This is a genomic window from Pseudomonas putida, from assembly GCF_022627325.1.
GTDB lineage: Bacteria > Pseudomonadota > Gammaproteobacteria > Pseudomonadales > Pseudomonadaceae > Aquipseudomonas > Aquipseudomonas putida_X.
In genome coordinates this window covers 131,824-147,759 of record NZ_JAETZZ010000008.1, presented here as the reverse complement: position 1 = coordinate 147,759, position 15,936 = coordinate 131,824, and the positions used below count along the sequence as shown (strand labels likewise).

The following is a 15,936-nucleotide window of genomic DNA, read 5'->3' as shown; positions in this document are numbered from 1 at the left end:
CTGTTTCAGTCCTGTTGCTTACGTGCCAGGCGCTGGCCTAGCTTCAGTCGCCAGCGCACCGGCATTGCGCCCAGCAGGCGCAGTACCACAGTGAAGACACCGGGGAAGTTGATTTCCAGCGGGCGCTTGGGTATGCGCTCGGCAATGTGCCTGGCGGCGCGTTCTGCACTCCAGATCTGGGGCATGGGGAAGTCATTGCGGCGGGTCAATGGCGTATCGACAAAGCCAGGGCTGACCAGCGTGACATCGATGCCCTCGTTGACCAGATCGATGCGCAGGGACTCGATCAGGTAGCGCACGGCCGCTTTGGAGGCGCCATAGGCCCCGGCACGGGGCAGCGCCAGCCAGGATACCGAGCTGCCGATCACCACCAGGTGCGGGCGTCGACCACGGCGCAGCAAGGGCAGGGCAGCCTGCAGGCAGTGACTGACGCCGAGCAGGTTGGTGCGCACCACGCGCTCGACCAGCTCTGGGTCGAAATGGCCTGGCTCCAGGTATTCACAGGTGCCTGCATTGAGGATTACCAGGTCGAGCGCGCCCCAGTTGCGCTCGATGTGCGCGGCAACATCAGCGACCTGTCGAGGGTCACTGATATCGCCGATGGCCTGCAGCGTCTGCTGGGGGTACTGGGCGGCCAACGGCGCCAGTTTTTCCGCTTGCCGGCCACCCAGCGCCACCTGATGCCCCTGCTCAAGCAGCTGTTGCGCCAGCGCAGCGCCGATGCCGCTGCTGGCGCCCGTCAGCCAACAGCGGCTCATGCCAGCCGCCCCTTGAGCCAACGCACAGCGCTGCCCATCACCGGTACATGCTCATAAAGCAGTGCACCGGCGTCGAAGTAGTCTTGATGAAAGTGCACGCGTTCATGCCAGCGCAGGTGGCTGCAACCCTGCAAACTGATCAGGCGCCCGTTGGCCAGGCGTGGGTGGCGGAAGTTCAGCGTCCAGCGAATGTAGCCGTGGCCGGGTTGGACTTCGTCGGTACCCTCGAAGGTGTAGTGCACCTCCTGGGTGTTGGCGTAGAGCTCTGCAAAGTACGCGCGCAGGTCGCTCAGCCCGTCGATCTTGTGCAAGGGGTCGCGGAAGGTGACATCTTCGCTGTACAAGTCACCCAAGCGGTCGAGGTTGTTCGCATCGAGGCTGGCAAAGCGTTCGGCGAAGGTTTGCAGGTAGCTTGACATGCGCGGCCCTGTACAAAAATGGTTTCTTGTACAGGTATAGTCGATCCCGCCGTATAAAGCTATACAGGGTCATATTTTTGTACAGTTTTGCATGGGCGTGTCAGATGTCCCTTTCATCCAGTTGCCGGCGCAATTGCGCCACCTCTGCTTCCAGCTCTCGTACCCTTTCCTCGGCAAACACCTGGGCCGTGACATCACGCTGTATGCCAATGTAATACGTCAATTGATCGGCCTCGTTGCGTATTGGCGAAATCGACAGTTCATTCCAGAACAGGCTGCCATCCTTGCGGTAATTGCGCAGCACCTGGCAGCACGGGCGCCCGTCCCGGATGGCCTGGCGAATGGCGTCCAGCGCCTCTTGATCATGGTCCTGCCCCTGCAGGAAGCGGCAATCCTGGTAGAGAATGTCATCGGCCGCGTAGCCGGTCAGGCGCTCGAAGGCGGGGTTGACGTAGATGAGGATGCTGTCGTTTCCTTCCTGCTCGGCAATGACGATGCCGTCGTTGGACGCCTCGACCATCAATTGCAGGAGTTTTGCGTCGATCATGGGGCCTCCTTGAAGTGGTTGCGTATGCTTATGCGCAGCTTAGCCTGCATGCAGCTATAGGTTTAGTATGTGTAACCGCCCTGATGATCCGCCGCAATGAACGAAGCGACCTTCACCGACCTGTTGCCAATGCGTGACGTTGTCAGCCTGACCGGGGTCAACCCGGTGACCTTGCGTGCCTGGGAGCGCCGTCATGGCCTGATCCAGCCGCAGCGTACCGAGGGTGGTCACCGGCTGTACACCGCACAGGATGTGCAGCACATCCGCGACATACTGCGCTGGACCGCCAGCGGGCTACCGATCAGCAAAGTCAGCGAAATGCTGGCCAGGCGGCGAGACGCCTATGAGCAAACGGTTGAACCGGCTGCCGATGGCTATGCCACGTGGCGCGCTGCCGTGCTCCGCGCAACCCTGGCGTTCGATGGCCAGGCGCTAGAAGCCATTCATGGCCAGCTGTTCACACTGTTTCCCAAATCCACGGTGCTGCTCGACATACTGATGCCTGTGTGGCGCACATTACAGTCAGGCAGCACATACGGCCAGCGTAGCCAGTGGCTGTTTCTCGATGCCTTTCTGCGCGCCCGTTTGCTGCTACGTCTGCAGTTGAACCAGGCCGCCGCCCCTCGCGTGCTGTTGGCCGGCACCGGTGGCAGCGCTGAGTTTGAACTGCTGTGCCACGGCTTGCTGATGAGCGGTGAGCAGCAGCGGATCGAGGTGCTCAGCAGCGACCAACCACTGGAGGAGTTGCCCCTGTTGTGTGCAGCCATTGCGCCTGCCGCGCTGGTGCTGCTGGTGCAGCCCCCTGTGAGCCGTGGCCTGGCAGATCGTCTGCGCGCCTTGCAGATGGATATTGCCTGCCCATTGGCGCTGCTCGGCGATGGCCTGGCCGAATCGGCGACTGCGCTCAAGGGTATTCCACTGCGCCTGCTGGAGGGGCAGGGTGGTGATGCCGGCGCGATGCTCAATGCCTTGCTCAGGGGGGCGTTGGAGCTTTCGACCACCCAGCCTGCACCAGGGAAGCAAAGCGCTGAGCAATCCCGCTAGCCGGCGTTGGCTGTTGCTTGCTCGCTCAGCCTGGTGCACATGGCATCGACCAATGCGGCTACTTTGGGAAGCGACTGCCGGCTTTTCAGCCATGCGACGTTGATAGGCAGGCCGGTGGTGCTCAGCTGCGGCAGGATCTGGACCAGCGAGCCCGCGTCAAGATGCTCCTGCACCAGCCAGGAGGGCAACTGGGCCACCCCCAGCCCGGCCAGCACCATGGCAAGCTGGCCTTCTGCGTTGCCGATGGCAATACGGCCCGAGACCACGCGCTGCTCGCTGTCGCTGGCATGGGCACCTGGGAAGTGCAGCGGATACACACCGCCGTCGGTCCTGCCATAAAGCACGCAACCGTGCTCATGGAGGTCCCGTTCCGTTTCAGGCACGCCCCGGCGTTGCAGATAACCCGGTGCGGCGCAAAAGATGTGCTGCTGCACGCCAATCAGCCGCCGCTCTACACCTTGGGGCCAGATGTGCGGCCCGCCAATGCGGACCAGGATGTCAATGTCATGCTCGATGGGGTCGAGGAAGCGGTCTGTGAGCGTGATATGTGGCATCAGCAGCTCATGCTCGGCAATCAGCTCGATGAGCAAGGGCAGTACCCGCAGTTTGCCGTAAGAAGCAGGCAGGTCGATGCGCACCCGGCCACAGGGCTCGACCTGGGCACTGTGCATCTGCATTTCGGCCTCTTCCAGGCTGGCCAGGATCTGCTTGCAGGTCTGGTAGTAATTGGCTCCCGCATCGGTCAGCGCCAAGCGCCGTGTGGTGCGTGCGAAGAGCTTCATGTTCAGGCGTTGCTCCAGCCGGGTCACGCTTTTGCTGACGGCGGAGGTGGTCAGGCTTATGCGTTCGGCCGCAGCAGTGAAGCTTCCGGCCTCTGCCACGCAAATGAAGACCGCAATGCCCTTCAAGCGTTGTTCATTGAGCAAAGACGCCTCCAATTGTTGAATAAATTTCTCAAATGGCCTTTCTTAAATACCAAAGACGATAATTTTATTCCAGGATACCCTCCTGCTCCAATTTCCTTTTCTGGAGTAGTCGCTCATGCATGCCAACCCTGCGTCCCTGTCGGGGGCAGCAGATGCCCGTGCAGGCACCAGCATTCTGATCCTTACGATGGCGGCGTTCGCTGTGCTGACCACCGAATTCATCATTCTCGGCATCTTGCCCGGGCTCGCCCGTGATCTGGGTATTTCTGTGCCGAAAGCGGGTCAGTTGGTCACCGTTTTCGCCTTTACCGTGATGCTGGTCGGGCCGTTTCTCACCGCTGCCATATCCCACTGGGACCGCAAAAAGGTGTTTCTCGGGGTGCTGATCATCTTCGCCGCATCCAATGCGCTGTCGGCGGTCGCTACGGATTTCTGGACCATGGCCTTGTCGCGCATCCTGGCTGCTGCCACGCTTCCGGTGTTCTGGGGCACCGCCAGTGAATCGGCAGGCCAGCTGGCGGGTAAAGGCAACGAAGGCAAGGCCGTAGCGCGGGTCTATCTGGGCATCACGGCGGCGTTCGTGTTCGGCATTCCGCTGGGCACCCTGGCAGCCGATGCGCTCGGCTGGCGGGGCACCTTCTGGCTGATCTCGGGCCTTTGCCTGATCATCGCGCTGCTGATGTGGGTGTGCCTGCCACAGCTGCCGGAGGCGCCCAAAAGGGCGGGCGGCGAACGCCAGACGATCATCCTGCGGGACCCGAAATTCATCTTCCATGTCGCGCTCTCTGTGGTGGTGTTCACTGCGATGTTCAGCGCCTACACCTACCTGGCCGACATGCTCGAGCGCCTTGCCCACGTGCCCAGCGCGCAGGTCGGCTGGTGGCTGATGGGCTTCGGTGCGGTGGGCATGATCGGCAACGCCATCGGCGGGCGGCTGGTCGACCGCAGCCCGCTTGGCGCGACCATCGTGCTGCTGACGGTGCTGGGCGCCGGCATGGCAGGCGCACCGCCTGCGGTCGATACGCGGTGGTTACTGGTGGTGGCCTTGGCCGCGTGGGGTATTGCGTATACCGCGTTGTTCCCTGTTTGCCAGGTACGCGTGATGATCGCAGGCGCCAAAGCGCAGGCCCTGGCCGGCACATTGAATGTCTCGGCGGCGAACGCGGGCATCGGGTTGGGCGCTGTGATTGGCGGCTTCACCATCGAGCAACTGGGGCTGGCTGCGCTGGGCTGGGTGGGCGCGCTGATTGCAGTGCTGGCGGTGGGCTTCTCACTGCTGCTGTGGGTGGCAAGCGATCGGGCCACCCCCATCAGTCGGTAACTGCAGCGCTAGCGAGTGACATTCATTGGCTGGGCCGCCCACCGACGTTACTGGCAACGTCCACGAGCCGTAGCTCTCCGTCGCAATAAATGACCTCACGGCCCAGCCATTCATTGTCAAGCTGAGGCAGTATTGCCGATGGCTTGCGCAACTCTCGCAAAAGCGTGGAACCGTGGGACAACCGCCCCCCCATCCTCGCGATCACCGCGCCAGCCTTCTCGTAGTGGGCATGGCGCCCAGGGTCGAGGCTGTCCTCAAGCAGAATGTCCTGGCCGAGAATGCCCTGCACGCGGCCGGGATAAATCATGAACCCCATCGCTTGCTCAAGACCTTCACGGCCGTCTTGCCAGAAGCTGCCCGAGCGGTCGCGCACCTCTGGATGGGGGGCGAACCAGTGCGCTCGATCGGCTTGAGGCATTGCATGGTGTACGCGCGAGAAGATACGCATCAGGTTATCGCGATACCACTCGCGCACTTGCAGGTAGTAGCCCCGTAAACCCGGAAGCCCCAGGCGGTGGGCAATGGTGATGGGCGTGGGCCAGTGTGGCAGCGGCTGCAGGGGCAGTTCGGCATGACATGGGCGTGCAGTACCCGGGTCGGTTTCCCAAGGCAGGCGATGCGGGCTGTTGCGCAGGTCGTCGTAGGCGGTGGGGGGGCGACCAAGCAGCGCGCCGCCGCTACAGGCCAACGCGGTGGCGATGCACAGGTTGCCTTGTACGACAAACACATAAAAGCGACTGAACCAGTTCGCCAGTTGCTGGCCATCGGCGCCCTCTGCTGTCAGTTGCGACAGTTCGTCATCGAAGCGTCGCAGACCTGCGTCCAAGGTTTGCAGATGTCCGCGTGCGGCGCGCTGCATGCGCCAGAACATCGGCAACGACCGCAACAGGCGTACGGGTCGCCACGGCAAGGCTGGCGTGGCCCCGCCAACCTCGCCAGCATAATTTTTGGCCGATACGCCCCAGTCGGCCAAGCGAGCCAGAAACAGGTCATTGTTGATATAGGAAGCACCGTTGAAAACAGCGGTAAACGGTTCATTGTCTTCCAGCGTGCGGCTGTCCCACCGTGCCATTATCGCCGGGATACTGGCAGCCGCGCGGCGTTGGGCATATTCGACGAAGTAGCTGGGCTGTGGCGGCAGTATTTCGGAAATGTTCGCCGCTGTCAGGTGCCTGCGCCATCCATGCTCACTGATCGGGCGATACTGCAGCAGCCAGAGCTGCTTGCCGTCCCAGGCCCACTCGATATCTCCAGGCACATAGTGAAATACCTTGAGCACGCCTTGCAGGAAATCCCAAAGTGCATTGGCTGCGAGCCCGTGCTTATTCTGGAATTGACCGCTTTCCCAGGCCGGCCCGAGGCGCGAAAGTATTGCCCGCTCGGGCGTGGCTTGGCCATCGGCGAGCGATTCCAAATGCCCCTCGACCCACTCCACCTCCACCGCAAGGTTGCGGACGAATGCGATACCCGACACTTTGGGGCTGACGAAATGCTGCACCACAACCTCTTCGACACCCGCCATACGCAACTTCTGTACTCGGGCCGCGACTTCACTGGGCGGCACGCGCAAGTAGGTGGTGCTAAGGCCAGCATTGGCAGCGTCGGCCTGATCTTCGTCATAGCTGGAAGAGCGTACAGCCCAGGTCATGGAAGGTGAACTGGCGAGCAACTGCGCAAGGCGCGGGTCGGCCTCATGCGTGATTGTCAGTGCCTGCGGCACCGGTTGCCCCGCGAGTTCCGCCAGGCGCAAGCGGCCGCCCTTGGTGTGAGCGACAAAACCCTGTGTTCCTGATTCGAGCCAGGCCGCGAATTGGCCAGGTGTATCGATCCAAGGGTAATGCCCCCAACCTGGTTGCACGCTGATGCGCAAGTCGGCGCGGGCCAGAATCGCAGACCAGGCCGCTGCCTGGGCGGTGCCGAGCAACTGGTCTTGGTCCCCCCAGACCAGTTCGATGGGATCGCTGATCCACTCCAGCAGCGTCAGCGCGGTATCGGCGCGCAGTTGATCCCAGTAGGGTATGAAGGCTCGGCAGCGGGCATATCCGGCACCCATGCGGCGATAGTGTGCAGCGCTCCAGCGCTGGCGGGAAAACTTGTCGGCGAACCAGTGTGGCTTGTGGCTGAGCAGCCAGTGGATGGCCTTACGCAGCGGCAGTGGCGACATGAGTGCCGGTAGGCGACGCTGCCACAGGAAAGCGCCCACCGGCGCCAGCAGCACGCTGCGGGAAAAGTGTCCTGGCCGCTGTTGTAGGGCATGCAGCACGACAAGTGCATTCACACCCACCGCCATGATCCCGTGACCAGGCTCGGTCATCTCTAGCAGCGCCTGGGCATAGCCTGACAGATCCGTGCACGGCGGCTGGGGGTTGTCGCCAAAGCCAGGAAGCTCGAGTGCTTGCACTCGGTAATGGCGAAAATGTGGAAGCGTATCTTCCCACCAGTCAGCGGCACTGCCATTACCAGCCAGCAGGTACATCAAAGGCTTGTTCATCGCTGCTCCTCAGGCCAGGTCACGCAGCGCGCTGGCCAGGGTTGGGTACTTGAAGCAGTGGCCGGCTTGTTGCAGCCGGGTTGGCTGAACACGCTGGCCATCGAAGAACAACTCAGCCATTTCACCGGCGAACAGGCGGACCGGCGCTGCGGGAATGTTCAGCCATACCGGGCGCTTTAGCAGTGCCCCGGCAGCCTCGACGAACTGGGCCTGGCTGACGGGCTCGGGCGCGACCAGGTTGTAGGTGCCGCTCAGTGAAGGGTCGTCCATGGCCCGAGCCATGACCTGCAGTACATCGTCGCGGTGCACCCAGCTCATGACCTGTCGACCATCCCCCATGCGTCCGCCAAAGCCCAGACGCAACGGCATCAGTAGCGCCGGCAGAGCGCCACCTGGGCCGAACACGACGCCCAGGCGTAGCACAACCTGGCGCACGCTCATCGCGGCGGCGGGCCGAGCTGCGGCCTCCCAGCGGGCACATAATTCGGCCATGAACCCTCTACCTTTGCTGGCGGTTTCATCCAGCAGTTCGCTGCCATCGCGCACACCGTAATAACCAATGGCCGATGCCTGAATCCAGACGGTCGGCTTGTGCACGGCATGTTTCAGCCAGTCCAGCAGCGCCTCGGTGGTGGCGACCCGGCTTGCGAGCAGTTGCGCCTGGCGCCGTGCCGACCAGCGCGGCCCTGCGACCGGTGCGCCGGCCAGGTTGATGACCACATCGTAGCGTTCACCGTAGCCGAGCTTGCCCAGCTCGCGCACGCAGCGGGCCCGGCCGTCGAACAGGTAGGCAGCACGCAGCGGGTCTCGGGCCAGCACGGTGACGGTGTGGCCGGCGTCCAGCAGTTGGCTGACCAGCGCTTCGCCGATGAAGCCAGTGCCACCGGTGACCAGCACCTGCTTGTAAGCAGTCCCTGCAAACGGGTTGGGCGGCAGCCCCTTGCGCTGCATGCGAAGCGCCGCCAGGCCATCCCGAATACCCGATGCCGTGACCCCAACGGCGAACAGGGTGAGTAACCAGCCTTGCCAACCAAGGTCGATCGCCGCCAGGCCGCTGGGGAGGCGCGACCACTCCAGCAACTGTGTGCCATACAGGGCGAAAAACGCACCCGCGTTGATAGCCAGTACCGTATGCATGATGCGCTCTACCGCCGGCAACTTGCGGCTACGATCCTCGACCACGAAATCCCACAGGGTCAAGCCGATTTCCAGCGCAAACAGAACCGCCACCACGATCGCCCACAGTCCCTGGAAGGCAACATGTGCGATGCCCAAGAACAGCACACCGTAAAAACACGAGCGCACAGCGTGAATCGTCAGCTCCAGACGCGCGCTGTGGCGCTGGGGCAGGGCGACGGTCAGCTCATGGTGGTAGAGCGTATCGAGCGCCCCGAGAAAACCTTGAAACAGCAGCAGGGTGATGGCCCAGTGCAGAAGAGGTAATTCAGCCACGTTCAAGTCCTTTTACTATGGAAACTGAGCGGTCATGGCGGTACAGCCAGAGCAATGGAGGAATCAGCACAAGCACGGCGACCCCGTCGACCAGCAGGTGCGACCAGATACCCGCCTGCAGTGAAACCAACGCATCCTGTGGTGCCCACAGCGCGATGCCGGCGATCAACCAGGCCCATGCCAGGTGGCTGCGAAGGCGATCACCCAAGTGGATAAGGCCGAGCATGTAAAGCGAGTAGCTTTGCAGGGTGGCGCCGAACAGGGCCAGCCACCAGACTTGTTGGCTGCGCGCGGGCGTAGGTGCCGCCTGGCCCCAGAAAGCCTGTTCGATATTCAGTTGGTAATCGTTCAGCAGGGGGGTGTGCCCTGCCCAGGTCAGGCCCAGGCCAACCAGCAAATGTGCCAGGGCGGCAGTCTGTAGCCAGCGCACCCTATACAGGCGGCGTCTGGCCAGGGATGAAGCGGGAGAGAGGGGCATTCCATGTCCTGTGAATTTCCTTGGCGCAGCGCAGTTTACCGGAAGTTGCAGATCAACCGAGCACGTTCAGCGTGGCGCCGATCTTGCACTCCTTATCATCCCTTGTTTTCGCAACCTGGGGTGACTCCAATCATTACGACGCCATCTGCAGACCCACACGGCCGCAGAGACGTTCACGGGCAGCTTACTCAGCGATTCGGCCATTTCTCCAGCAGAATGGAAACGAACTTTTCTGCCGCAGGTGAAAGCGAGGCCCCACGCCGATACACCAGCCCGAGCGTACGCGTCACCTCGGGTTCCATCAGCGGAACACTCACCAACGTCGGATGGTCGGCAGCCGGCATGGCCAGGCTTGGCATGGCCGACACCCCCAGCCCCGCTTCGACCATGCCCAACGAGGTGGAAAGGTGCTGCACCTCATAGAACCACTTCGGCCGCCAGCTGAGGCCGGACAGCGCATGGTCCAGCAACATGCGATTGCCGCTCAGGCGCCCGACGCCGATGAGCCTGTAATCGGCAAGCTCTGTCCAGGTGACCGACGCGCGATCGGCCAGCTCGTGATCGCGCCGGCACGCCAGCACGAAACGCTCCTGCACCAGCGACACGAACTCGATATCCGGATGCTGGCCGCTCATCATGTTGATACCGAAATCGGCTTCACCGCGCAGCACCGCCTCCAGCCCCTCGTTGGCACTGAGGTCCAGCAGCCGAATACGGATTTTCGGGTACTGCTCGTTGTAGTCCCGAATCACCGAGGGCAGGAAGTAAAACGCAGCGGTCGGGATGCAGGCCAGGGTCACTTGGCCGGTCTGGCGCTCGGCAAGTTCACGAATGCTCAGGATCGAATCTTCGAAATCGTCCAGCAGACGCCTGGCCTTGGGCAGAAAGTCGCGACCGACCGTGGTCAGGCTCACGCGGCGGGTGGTCCGTTCGAGCAAGGGCGTTCCCAGGCCCTCTTCGAGCTTTTTTATCCGCCGGCTCAACGCCGGTTGTGACAGGTGCAGCACCTCAGCCGCCTCGTGGAAGCTGCCAAGTTCGGCGATTTTCACGAAAGATCTAATGTCTTGCAGCTCATATTCCATGACGTTTTCCTAAGGGAATTCACCGCTTTATTGTTTTGTCAAACGCAACAATGGCTACGATATTTGCATTGGATCGATTTATCAAACTTTGTCACTCTTGTGTCCAGAACATCAATTTCCCCAATTGATCAACAAGAGTCAGTAGTCATGCAACGAATTCCTTGTGTGCTCATGCGCGGCGGTACCTCCAAAGGCCCGTTCTTTCATGCGTGGGATCTGCCAGCCAATGTGGTCGAGCGCGACGAGCTGCTGATCAACCTGATGGGCTCCGGTCACGAGCTGGAGATCGACGGCATTGGCGGTGGCAGCCCGCAGACCAGCAAGGTGGCCATCATCAGCCCTTCGCTGCATGCCGACGCCGACGTCGACTACCTGTTCGTGCAAGTGATGGTTGCCCAGCGCCGCGTCGATACCGCCCCCAACTGCGGCAACATGCTGTGTGCCGTGGGCCCTTTCGCCATCGAGCAAGGGCTGGTCAAGGGCAATGACGGTAAGACCCTGGTGCGTATCCGCAACCTCAATACCCACACGTTCGTCAATTCGCTGGTGGAGACCCCCGGCGGCATCGTGCGCTACGAAGGGCGTACGGCGATCGACGGCGTACCGGGGACTGCCGCCCCGGTGCACCTGACATTCCTCGATGCCGTGGGTAGCAAGACGGGCAAGCTGTTCCCTACCGGGCAGGCCAAGGATGTGATCGACGGTATCCCTGTCACCTGCATCGACATGGCCATGCCGATGATGATCGTCGATGCCGCGCAAATGGGCGTGACAGGTTCGGAAACCCCCGCGCAACTGGATGCGAACACGCACCTGCTGCAGCGCCTGGAAGCCCTGCGCCTGAAAGCGGGCAAGGCCATGGGCCTGGGCGACGTCAGCAACATGGTGATCCCCAAGCCCGTGTTGATCTCTGCGCCGCGCTATGACGGTACCCTGCAGGTAAGGTATTTCATGCCGCACAATTGCCACCGGGCGCTGGCCATCACAGGATCCATCGGGCTGGCAACTGCCTGCGTCAGCCCAGGCACCGTCGTGATGGACATGCTCGGTGATGCTGCCCAAGCACTCACCGAAGTACGCCTGGAACATCCCAGCGGCGGTATCGATGTCGCGCTTTCGCGCGGTGGCCCGGATGGCCAGACCATTCAGGCCTCGGTGGTTCGCACCGCCCGCCGGCTGTTCTCCGGATTTGTATACGCCCCTGGTTTTCAGCGCATGGCGGGTTGAAACCTGCCAAGCGTCAAACCGTGGTGACCCAGGCAACACAAGCGCATCCGCACAATTTCAACAATGGGTGATGCCTCATGAAGATCGCAAAATCACTGTACTTCCAGATTCTCTGCGCCGTCCTGCTGGGCGTGGTGGTCGGGCATTTCTGGGCGCAACAGGCGGTTGCGCTCAAACCGCTGGGCGATGCCTTCATCAAGCTGATCAAGATGATGATCGCGCCTGTGGTGTTCTGCACCATCGTCACCGGGATCGCCGGCATGACCGACAAGCGTTCGCTGGGGCGCTTGATGAGCAAGACGTTGCTGCTGTTCCTGGGCTTGACCGTGGTCAGCCTGATCATCGGCCTTGCGGCGGTCTACCTCTTTCGGCCTGGCGAGGGCATGAACATTGACCCCGCCACCCTCAGCACCGAGGGGCTGAGCCAGTATGCTGCGTCTGCGGCGAAACTGAGTGTGGTCGACTTTTTCATGCACATCATTCCCGATACCTTCATCGGCGCATTCAACAAAGGCGAAGTGCTGCCAGTGCTGTTCATCGCGGTACTCAGCGGTTTTGCCCTGTCGTCGATGGGTGAAAAGGGCAAGCCGGTGCTGGATGTGCTCGAATCCGCGTCGACCATGGTGTTTCGCATTTTCGGCTACCTGATGCGCTTCGCGCCGATCGGTGCGTTCGGTGCACTGGCCTTTACCGTAGGCCAGTACGGAATCAGCTCCCTTGGCGCCCTGGCGAAACTGGTCGGCACCTTGTACATCGCCTGTGCCTTCTTCGTCATCGTCGTGTTGGGTGGCATCTGCCGGGCGCACGGTTTCAGCCTGTGGAAACTGCTGCGTTATTTCCGTGAGGAGTTTCTGGTGGTGCTGGGTACTTCTTCCACCGAGCCGGTGTTGCCGCGCATGTTGGAGAAACTGGAAGCACTGGGCTGCAAAAAAGGTGTGGTGGGGCTGGTGCTGCCCACCGGGTACTCCTTCAACCTGGACGGCACGGCGATCTACCTGTCGCTGGCGGCCATCTTCATCGCCCAGGCGTGCAACATCGATCTGACCTTGGGCCAGACCATCACCATGCTCGCCATCATGCTGCTGTCTTCCAAGGGCGCTGCCGGTGTCACCGGGAGTGGCTTCGTGGCCCTGGCCTCGACCCTGACCGTCATCCACGACATCCCCTTGGCTGGCTTGGCGCTGCTGATTGGCGTCGATCGTTTCATGTCCGAGGCGCGTGCCCTGACCAGCCTGGCCAGCAATGCCGTGGCCACCGTGGTGGTCTCGCTTTCGGAAAATGCCTGTGAGCGGGAGACCTTGATGCGCACCCTGAACGGTGAGCCTGAGCCGCTCGCCGAGCAGGGTACGCCAAGGGTGTCCAGCTGGCCTGCAGAGCCCCGTCGTCACGGCTGATCGTCACCCTTAACCCCCTTCGTTGACTTGGACTCCGCTCAGCATCACTGTGATGCCGAGTGGGGCAGGGGGCCGTCTGCGCGCCAGATGGCCACGCCTTAGAATAAAAACAAGAGAACCCAAACATGCTTGCATTGCTTGGCTTGATCATGGTGGTGACATTCACCTACCTCATCATGAGCAAACGCCTGTCGCCGATCGTTGCGCTCACCGTAGTCCCCATCGTTTTCGCCGTGATCGGCGGTTTTGCGCCGACCACCGGCAAGATGATGCTCGACGGCCTGAAGATGGTTGCCCCGTCGGCTGCCTTGTTGCTGTTCGCCATTCTGTTCTTTGGCCTGATGATCGACGCAGGGCTGTTCGACCCGCTGATCCGCAAGATTCTCAAACGCGTCAATGGCGACCCGATCAAGATCGCCATCGGCACTGCACTGCTTTCGCTGCTGGTGGCGCTCGATGGTGATGGCACCACCACCTACATGATCACCTGCGCAGCCATGTTGCCGCTGTACAAGCGCATCGGCATGAACCCGATGATCCTGGCAACGGTGGCGATGCTTTCACTGAGCATCATGAGCGGCCTGAGCCCTTGGGGCGGCCCGGCGACGCGGGCCATCGCGGCGCTGGGGCTCGATGCGACCGAGTACTTCATCCCGATGTTGCCCACCATGATCGGTGGGGCTGCCTGGGTGGTCTTCACTGCGTTTCTGCTGGGCCGTGCCGAACGCAAACGCATCGGCAACATCAAGCTCGAGTCTGGTGGCGGCAATTGCTACATCAAGGCGATTCTCGAAGACACGCCGCACAAGCGTCCGCGGCTTGCCTACGTGAACCTGCTGCTGGTGGTAGCGGTAATGGTCGCGCTGGTCCTGGGCGTGATGCACGCAGCGATCCTGTTCATGATCGGTTTCGTTGCTGCCTTGATGATCAACTACCCGCAACTGGAGGTGCAGAAAGAGCGCATCCTGGCCCACTCCGGCAACGCCATGACGGTCGTGCTGCTGGTGTTTGCCGCAGGGATTTTCGCCGGCATCTTCTCCGGCACGAAAATGGTCGATGCGCTGGCGCAGACACTGGTGGACTGGATTCCGCAGTCCTGGGGCCACTGGTTCCCGCTGGTGGTGGCGATCACCAGCATGCCGCTGACGTTCGTGCTGTCCAATGATGCCTACTACTTTGGCGTGGTCCCGATCCTGGCCAACGCGGCGGCCGCCTACGGCATCGACCCGGTAGAGATCGCCCGCGCATCGGTGCTCGGCCAGCCTGTGCACCTGATGAGCCCGCTGGTGGCCTCGACCCTGCTGCTGGTGGGTATGGTCGACCGCGATATCGGCGATTTCCAGAAAGCCACCGTCAAATGGGCGGTGCTCACCTCCCTGGTGATCACCGCCCTGGCCCTGGCCACCGGGGCCTTGTCCTTCTTCGTCTGAACCGCCCAGGGCGCCGCCGGGCGCCCGCTTTCAACTCATTCAAAAACAACAACAGAGTACCGACCATGTCCCCAACTGCTCTGCGTGCGGCGGCCGCCTGTGGCCTGCTCTGCGGCGGCCTGCCTGTTGCCGGCGCTGCTGGATTCGTCGATGACGGCACGCTCAAACTGCAACTGCGCAACGTTTACTTCAACGAAAATTTCCGCGACGAACAGGGCATGAGCGCCCGCGCCGCCGCCACCGCCAAAAGCGAGCGAACCGAGTGGGCGCAGGGTTTTCTGCTCGACTATCAGTCAGGCTTTACCCAAGGCACGCTGGGCCTGGGGCTCGACGCCATGGGGCTGTTGGGAGTCAGGCTGGACTCCGGCCGTGGCCGCAGCGGTACGGGCCTGTTGCCGGTGCATGACGACGGTCGCGCTGCCCAGGAATTCGCCAGTGCCGGGGTGACGGCCAAGGCTCGCCTGGGCCGTACGGTGGTCAAGCACGGTACCTTGCTGCCCAAGACGCCGGTATTGGTCTACAACGATGCCCGAGTACTGCCGCAGACCTACCAGGGCACACAGCTGACCAGCACCGACATCGAGCGGCTGACACTCACCGCCGGGCATCTGGACCGGTTCAAACAACGCGACTCGTCCGACAGTACCGGCTTGTACCTGGACGGTGATGGCGGCGCCGAGTCGGGCGATTTCAACTTCGCCGGCGCCGACTACGCGCTCAGCAAGCACGTGCGCTTGAGCTACTTCCACGGTCAGCTCGAACACTTCTACCGCCAGGACTTCGCCGGCCTGGTGCATGACCTTGCGCTGGCCGGCGGGGTACTGACCACCGACCTGCGGTATTTCGCCAGCCGTGACAGCGGCGCCGCATACGGCGGCAGCATCGACAACGACCTGTTCAGTGCGCAAGTGTCCTACGCCCATTCAGGGCACACCTTCGGCGCGGGGTACCAGGTGCTGGACGGTGAAGCCGGGCTGCCGTACATCAGTGGCGCAACGGTGTATTCGTTCAGCAACGTTGGCATCGGCAAGTTCATCGAGGAAGAAGAAAAGACCTGGATGGCAAGCTATGCCTACAACTTTGCCGCCGCAGGGGTGCCCGGGCTGACCTTCATGACGCGCTACCTGAGCGGGGACAACGGCCGCTCCGGGGCGCAGGGCCTGAGTGAATGGGAGCGTGACGCCGAGCTTGCGTATGTGGTGCAGGGCGGGGCGCTCAAAGGGCTTGGGATACGGCTGCGCAACTATGTCTACAGGTCTGACTTTTCCCGCGGTCGGGACAGCAACCGCCTGTACCTGACCTATGACATCGCCATTTGGTGAATCTGGCCTGTAGCCCGTCAGTGCAGGGTGCATTGTGGCGACGGT

14 protein-coding genes are annotated in these 15,936 nt (G+C 62.0%); 6 read left to right on the top strand and 8 right to left on the bottom strand.

Going from position 1 to position 15,936, the window contains the following annotated elements; translation table 11 throughout:
• Positions 1–5: 5 nt before the first annotated feature.
• The 3 genes from JNA92_RS14385 to JNA92_RS14375 form a co-directional block, all read right to left on the bottom strand.
• A complete protein-coding gene (locus tag JNA92_RS14385; protein ID WP_241805317.1) occupies positions 6–758 on the bottom strand; it encodes an SDR family NAD(P)-dependent oxidoreductase in 753 nt (250 codons plus the stop codon).
• Positions 755–1,177, bottom strand: coding sequence for a nuclear transport factor 2 family protein (locus JNA92_RS14380; protein WP_241805316.1), 423 nt, complete (start codon positions 1,175–1,177; stop codon positions 755–757). Before JNA92_RS14380 ends, JNA92_RS14385 begins: the two co-directional genes overlap by 4 nt.
• 100 nt (positions 1,178–1,277) lie before the next feature.
• Complete coding sequence (locus JNA92_RS14375) at positions 1,278–1,724, bottom strand: PAS domain S-box protein (protein WP_241805315.1); 447 nt, start codon at positions 1,722–1,724, stop codon at positions 1,278–1,280.
• 96 nt (positions 1,725–1,820) lie between these two features.
• Between JNA92_RS14375 and JNA92_RS14370 the strand changes: the two genes are divergently transcribed.
• A complete protein-coding gene (locus JNA92_RS14370; RefSeq protein WP_241805314.1) occupies positions 1,821–2,768 on the top strand; it encodes a MerR family transcriptional regulator in 948 nt (315 codons plus the stop codon).
• Here the strand turns inward: JNA92_RS14370 and JNA92_RS14365 are convergent.
• On the bottom strand, positions 2,765–3,694 hold the full coding sequence (locus tag JNA92_RS14365; protein ID WP_241805313.1) for a LysR family transcriptional regulator: 930 nt from the start codon (positions 3,692–3,694) through the stop codon (positions 2,765–2,767). The genes JNA92_RS14370 and JNA92_RS14365 overlap by 4 nt on opposite strands.
• Before the next feature lie 115 nt (positions 3,695–3,809).
• On the opposite strand from JNA92_RS14365, the gene JNA92_RS14360 reads away from it, so the two are divergent.
• A complete protein-coding gene (locus JNA92_RS14360; RefSeq protein WP_241805312.1) occupies positions 3,810–5,015 on the top strand; it encodes an MFS transporter in 1,206 nt (401 codons plus the stop codon).
• 22 nt (positions 5,016–5,037) lie between these two features.
• Here the strand turns inward: JNA92_RS14360 and JNA92_RS14355 are convergent, their stop codons facing one another.
• The 4 genes from JNA92_RS14355 to JNA92_RS14340 all read right to left on the bottom strand — a co-directional run bounded on the left by JNA92_RS14355 (position 5,038) and on the right by JNA92_RS14340 (position 10,518).
• Entirely contained in the window at positions 5,038–7,506 is a 2,469-nt protein-coding gene (locus JNA92_RS14355) for an alpha/beta fold hydrolase (protein WP_241805311.1), read from the bottom strand.
• A 9-nt stretch (positions 7,507–7,515) separates the two neighbouring features.
• Positions 7,516–8,958 carry a TIGR01777 family oxidoreductase gene (locus JNA92_RS14350; protein ID WP_241805310.1) on the bottom strand — a complete coding sequence of 481 codons (1,443 nt, stop codon included), beginning with the start codon at positions 8,956–8,958 and terminating at the stop codon, positions 7,516–7,518.
• Entirely contained in the window at positions 8,951–9,436 is a 486-nt protein-coding gene (locus tag JNA92_RS14345) for a cell division protein (protein ID WP_241805309.1), read from the bottom strand. The genes JNA92_RS14350 and JNA92_RS14345 overlap by 8 nt, the downstream gene beginning before the upstream one ends.
• Positions 9,437–9,624: 188 nt before the next feature.
• Positions 9,625–10,518 carry a LysR family transcriptional regulator gene (locus JNA92_RS14340; RefSeq protein WP_241805308.1) on the bottom strand — a complete coding sequence of 298 codons (894 nt, stop codon included), beginning with the start codon at positions 10,516–10,518 and terminating at the stop codon, positions 9,625–9,627.
• A 147-nt stretch (positions 10,519–10,665) separates the two neighbouring features.
• On the opposite strand from JNA92_RS14340, the gene JNA92_RS14335 reads away from it, so the two are divergent.
• The 4 genes from JNA92_RS14335 (at position 10,666) to JNA92_RS14320 (ending at position 15,891) form a co-directional block, all read left to right on the top strand.
• On the top strand, positions 10,666–11,745 hold the full coding sequence (locus JNA92_RS14335; RefSeq protein WP_241805307.1) for a 4-oxalomesaconate tautomerase: 1,080 nt from the start codon (positions 10,666–10,668) through the stop codon (positions 11,743–11,745).
• A 77-nt stretch (positions 11,746–11,822) separates the two neighbouring features.
• Positions 11,823–13,139, top strand: a complete 1,317-nt coding sequence (locus tag JNA92_RS14330) for a dicarboxylate/amino acid:cation symporter (protein ID WP_241805306.1) — start codon at positions 11,823–11,825, stop codon at positions 13,137–13,139.
• A 125-nt stretch (positions 13,140–13,264) separates the two neighbouring features.
• On the top strand, positions 13,265–14,569 hold the full coding sequence (locus tag JNA92_RS14325) for a CitMHS family transporter (protein ID WP_241805305.1): 1,305 nt from the start codon (positions 13,265–13,267) through the stop codon (positions 14,567–14,569).
• Positions 14,570–14,634: 65 nt separating this feature from the next.
• Complete coding sequence (locus tag JNA92_RS14320) at positions 14,635–15,891, top strand: OprD family porin (RefSeq protein WP_241805304.1); 1,257 nt, start codon at positions 14,635–14,637, stop codon at positions 15,889–15,891.
• Positions 15,892–15,936: the final 45 nt, after the last annotated feature.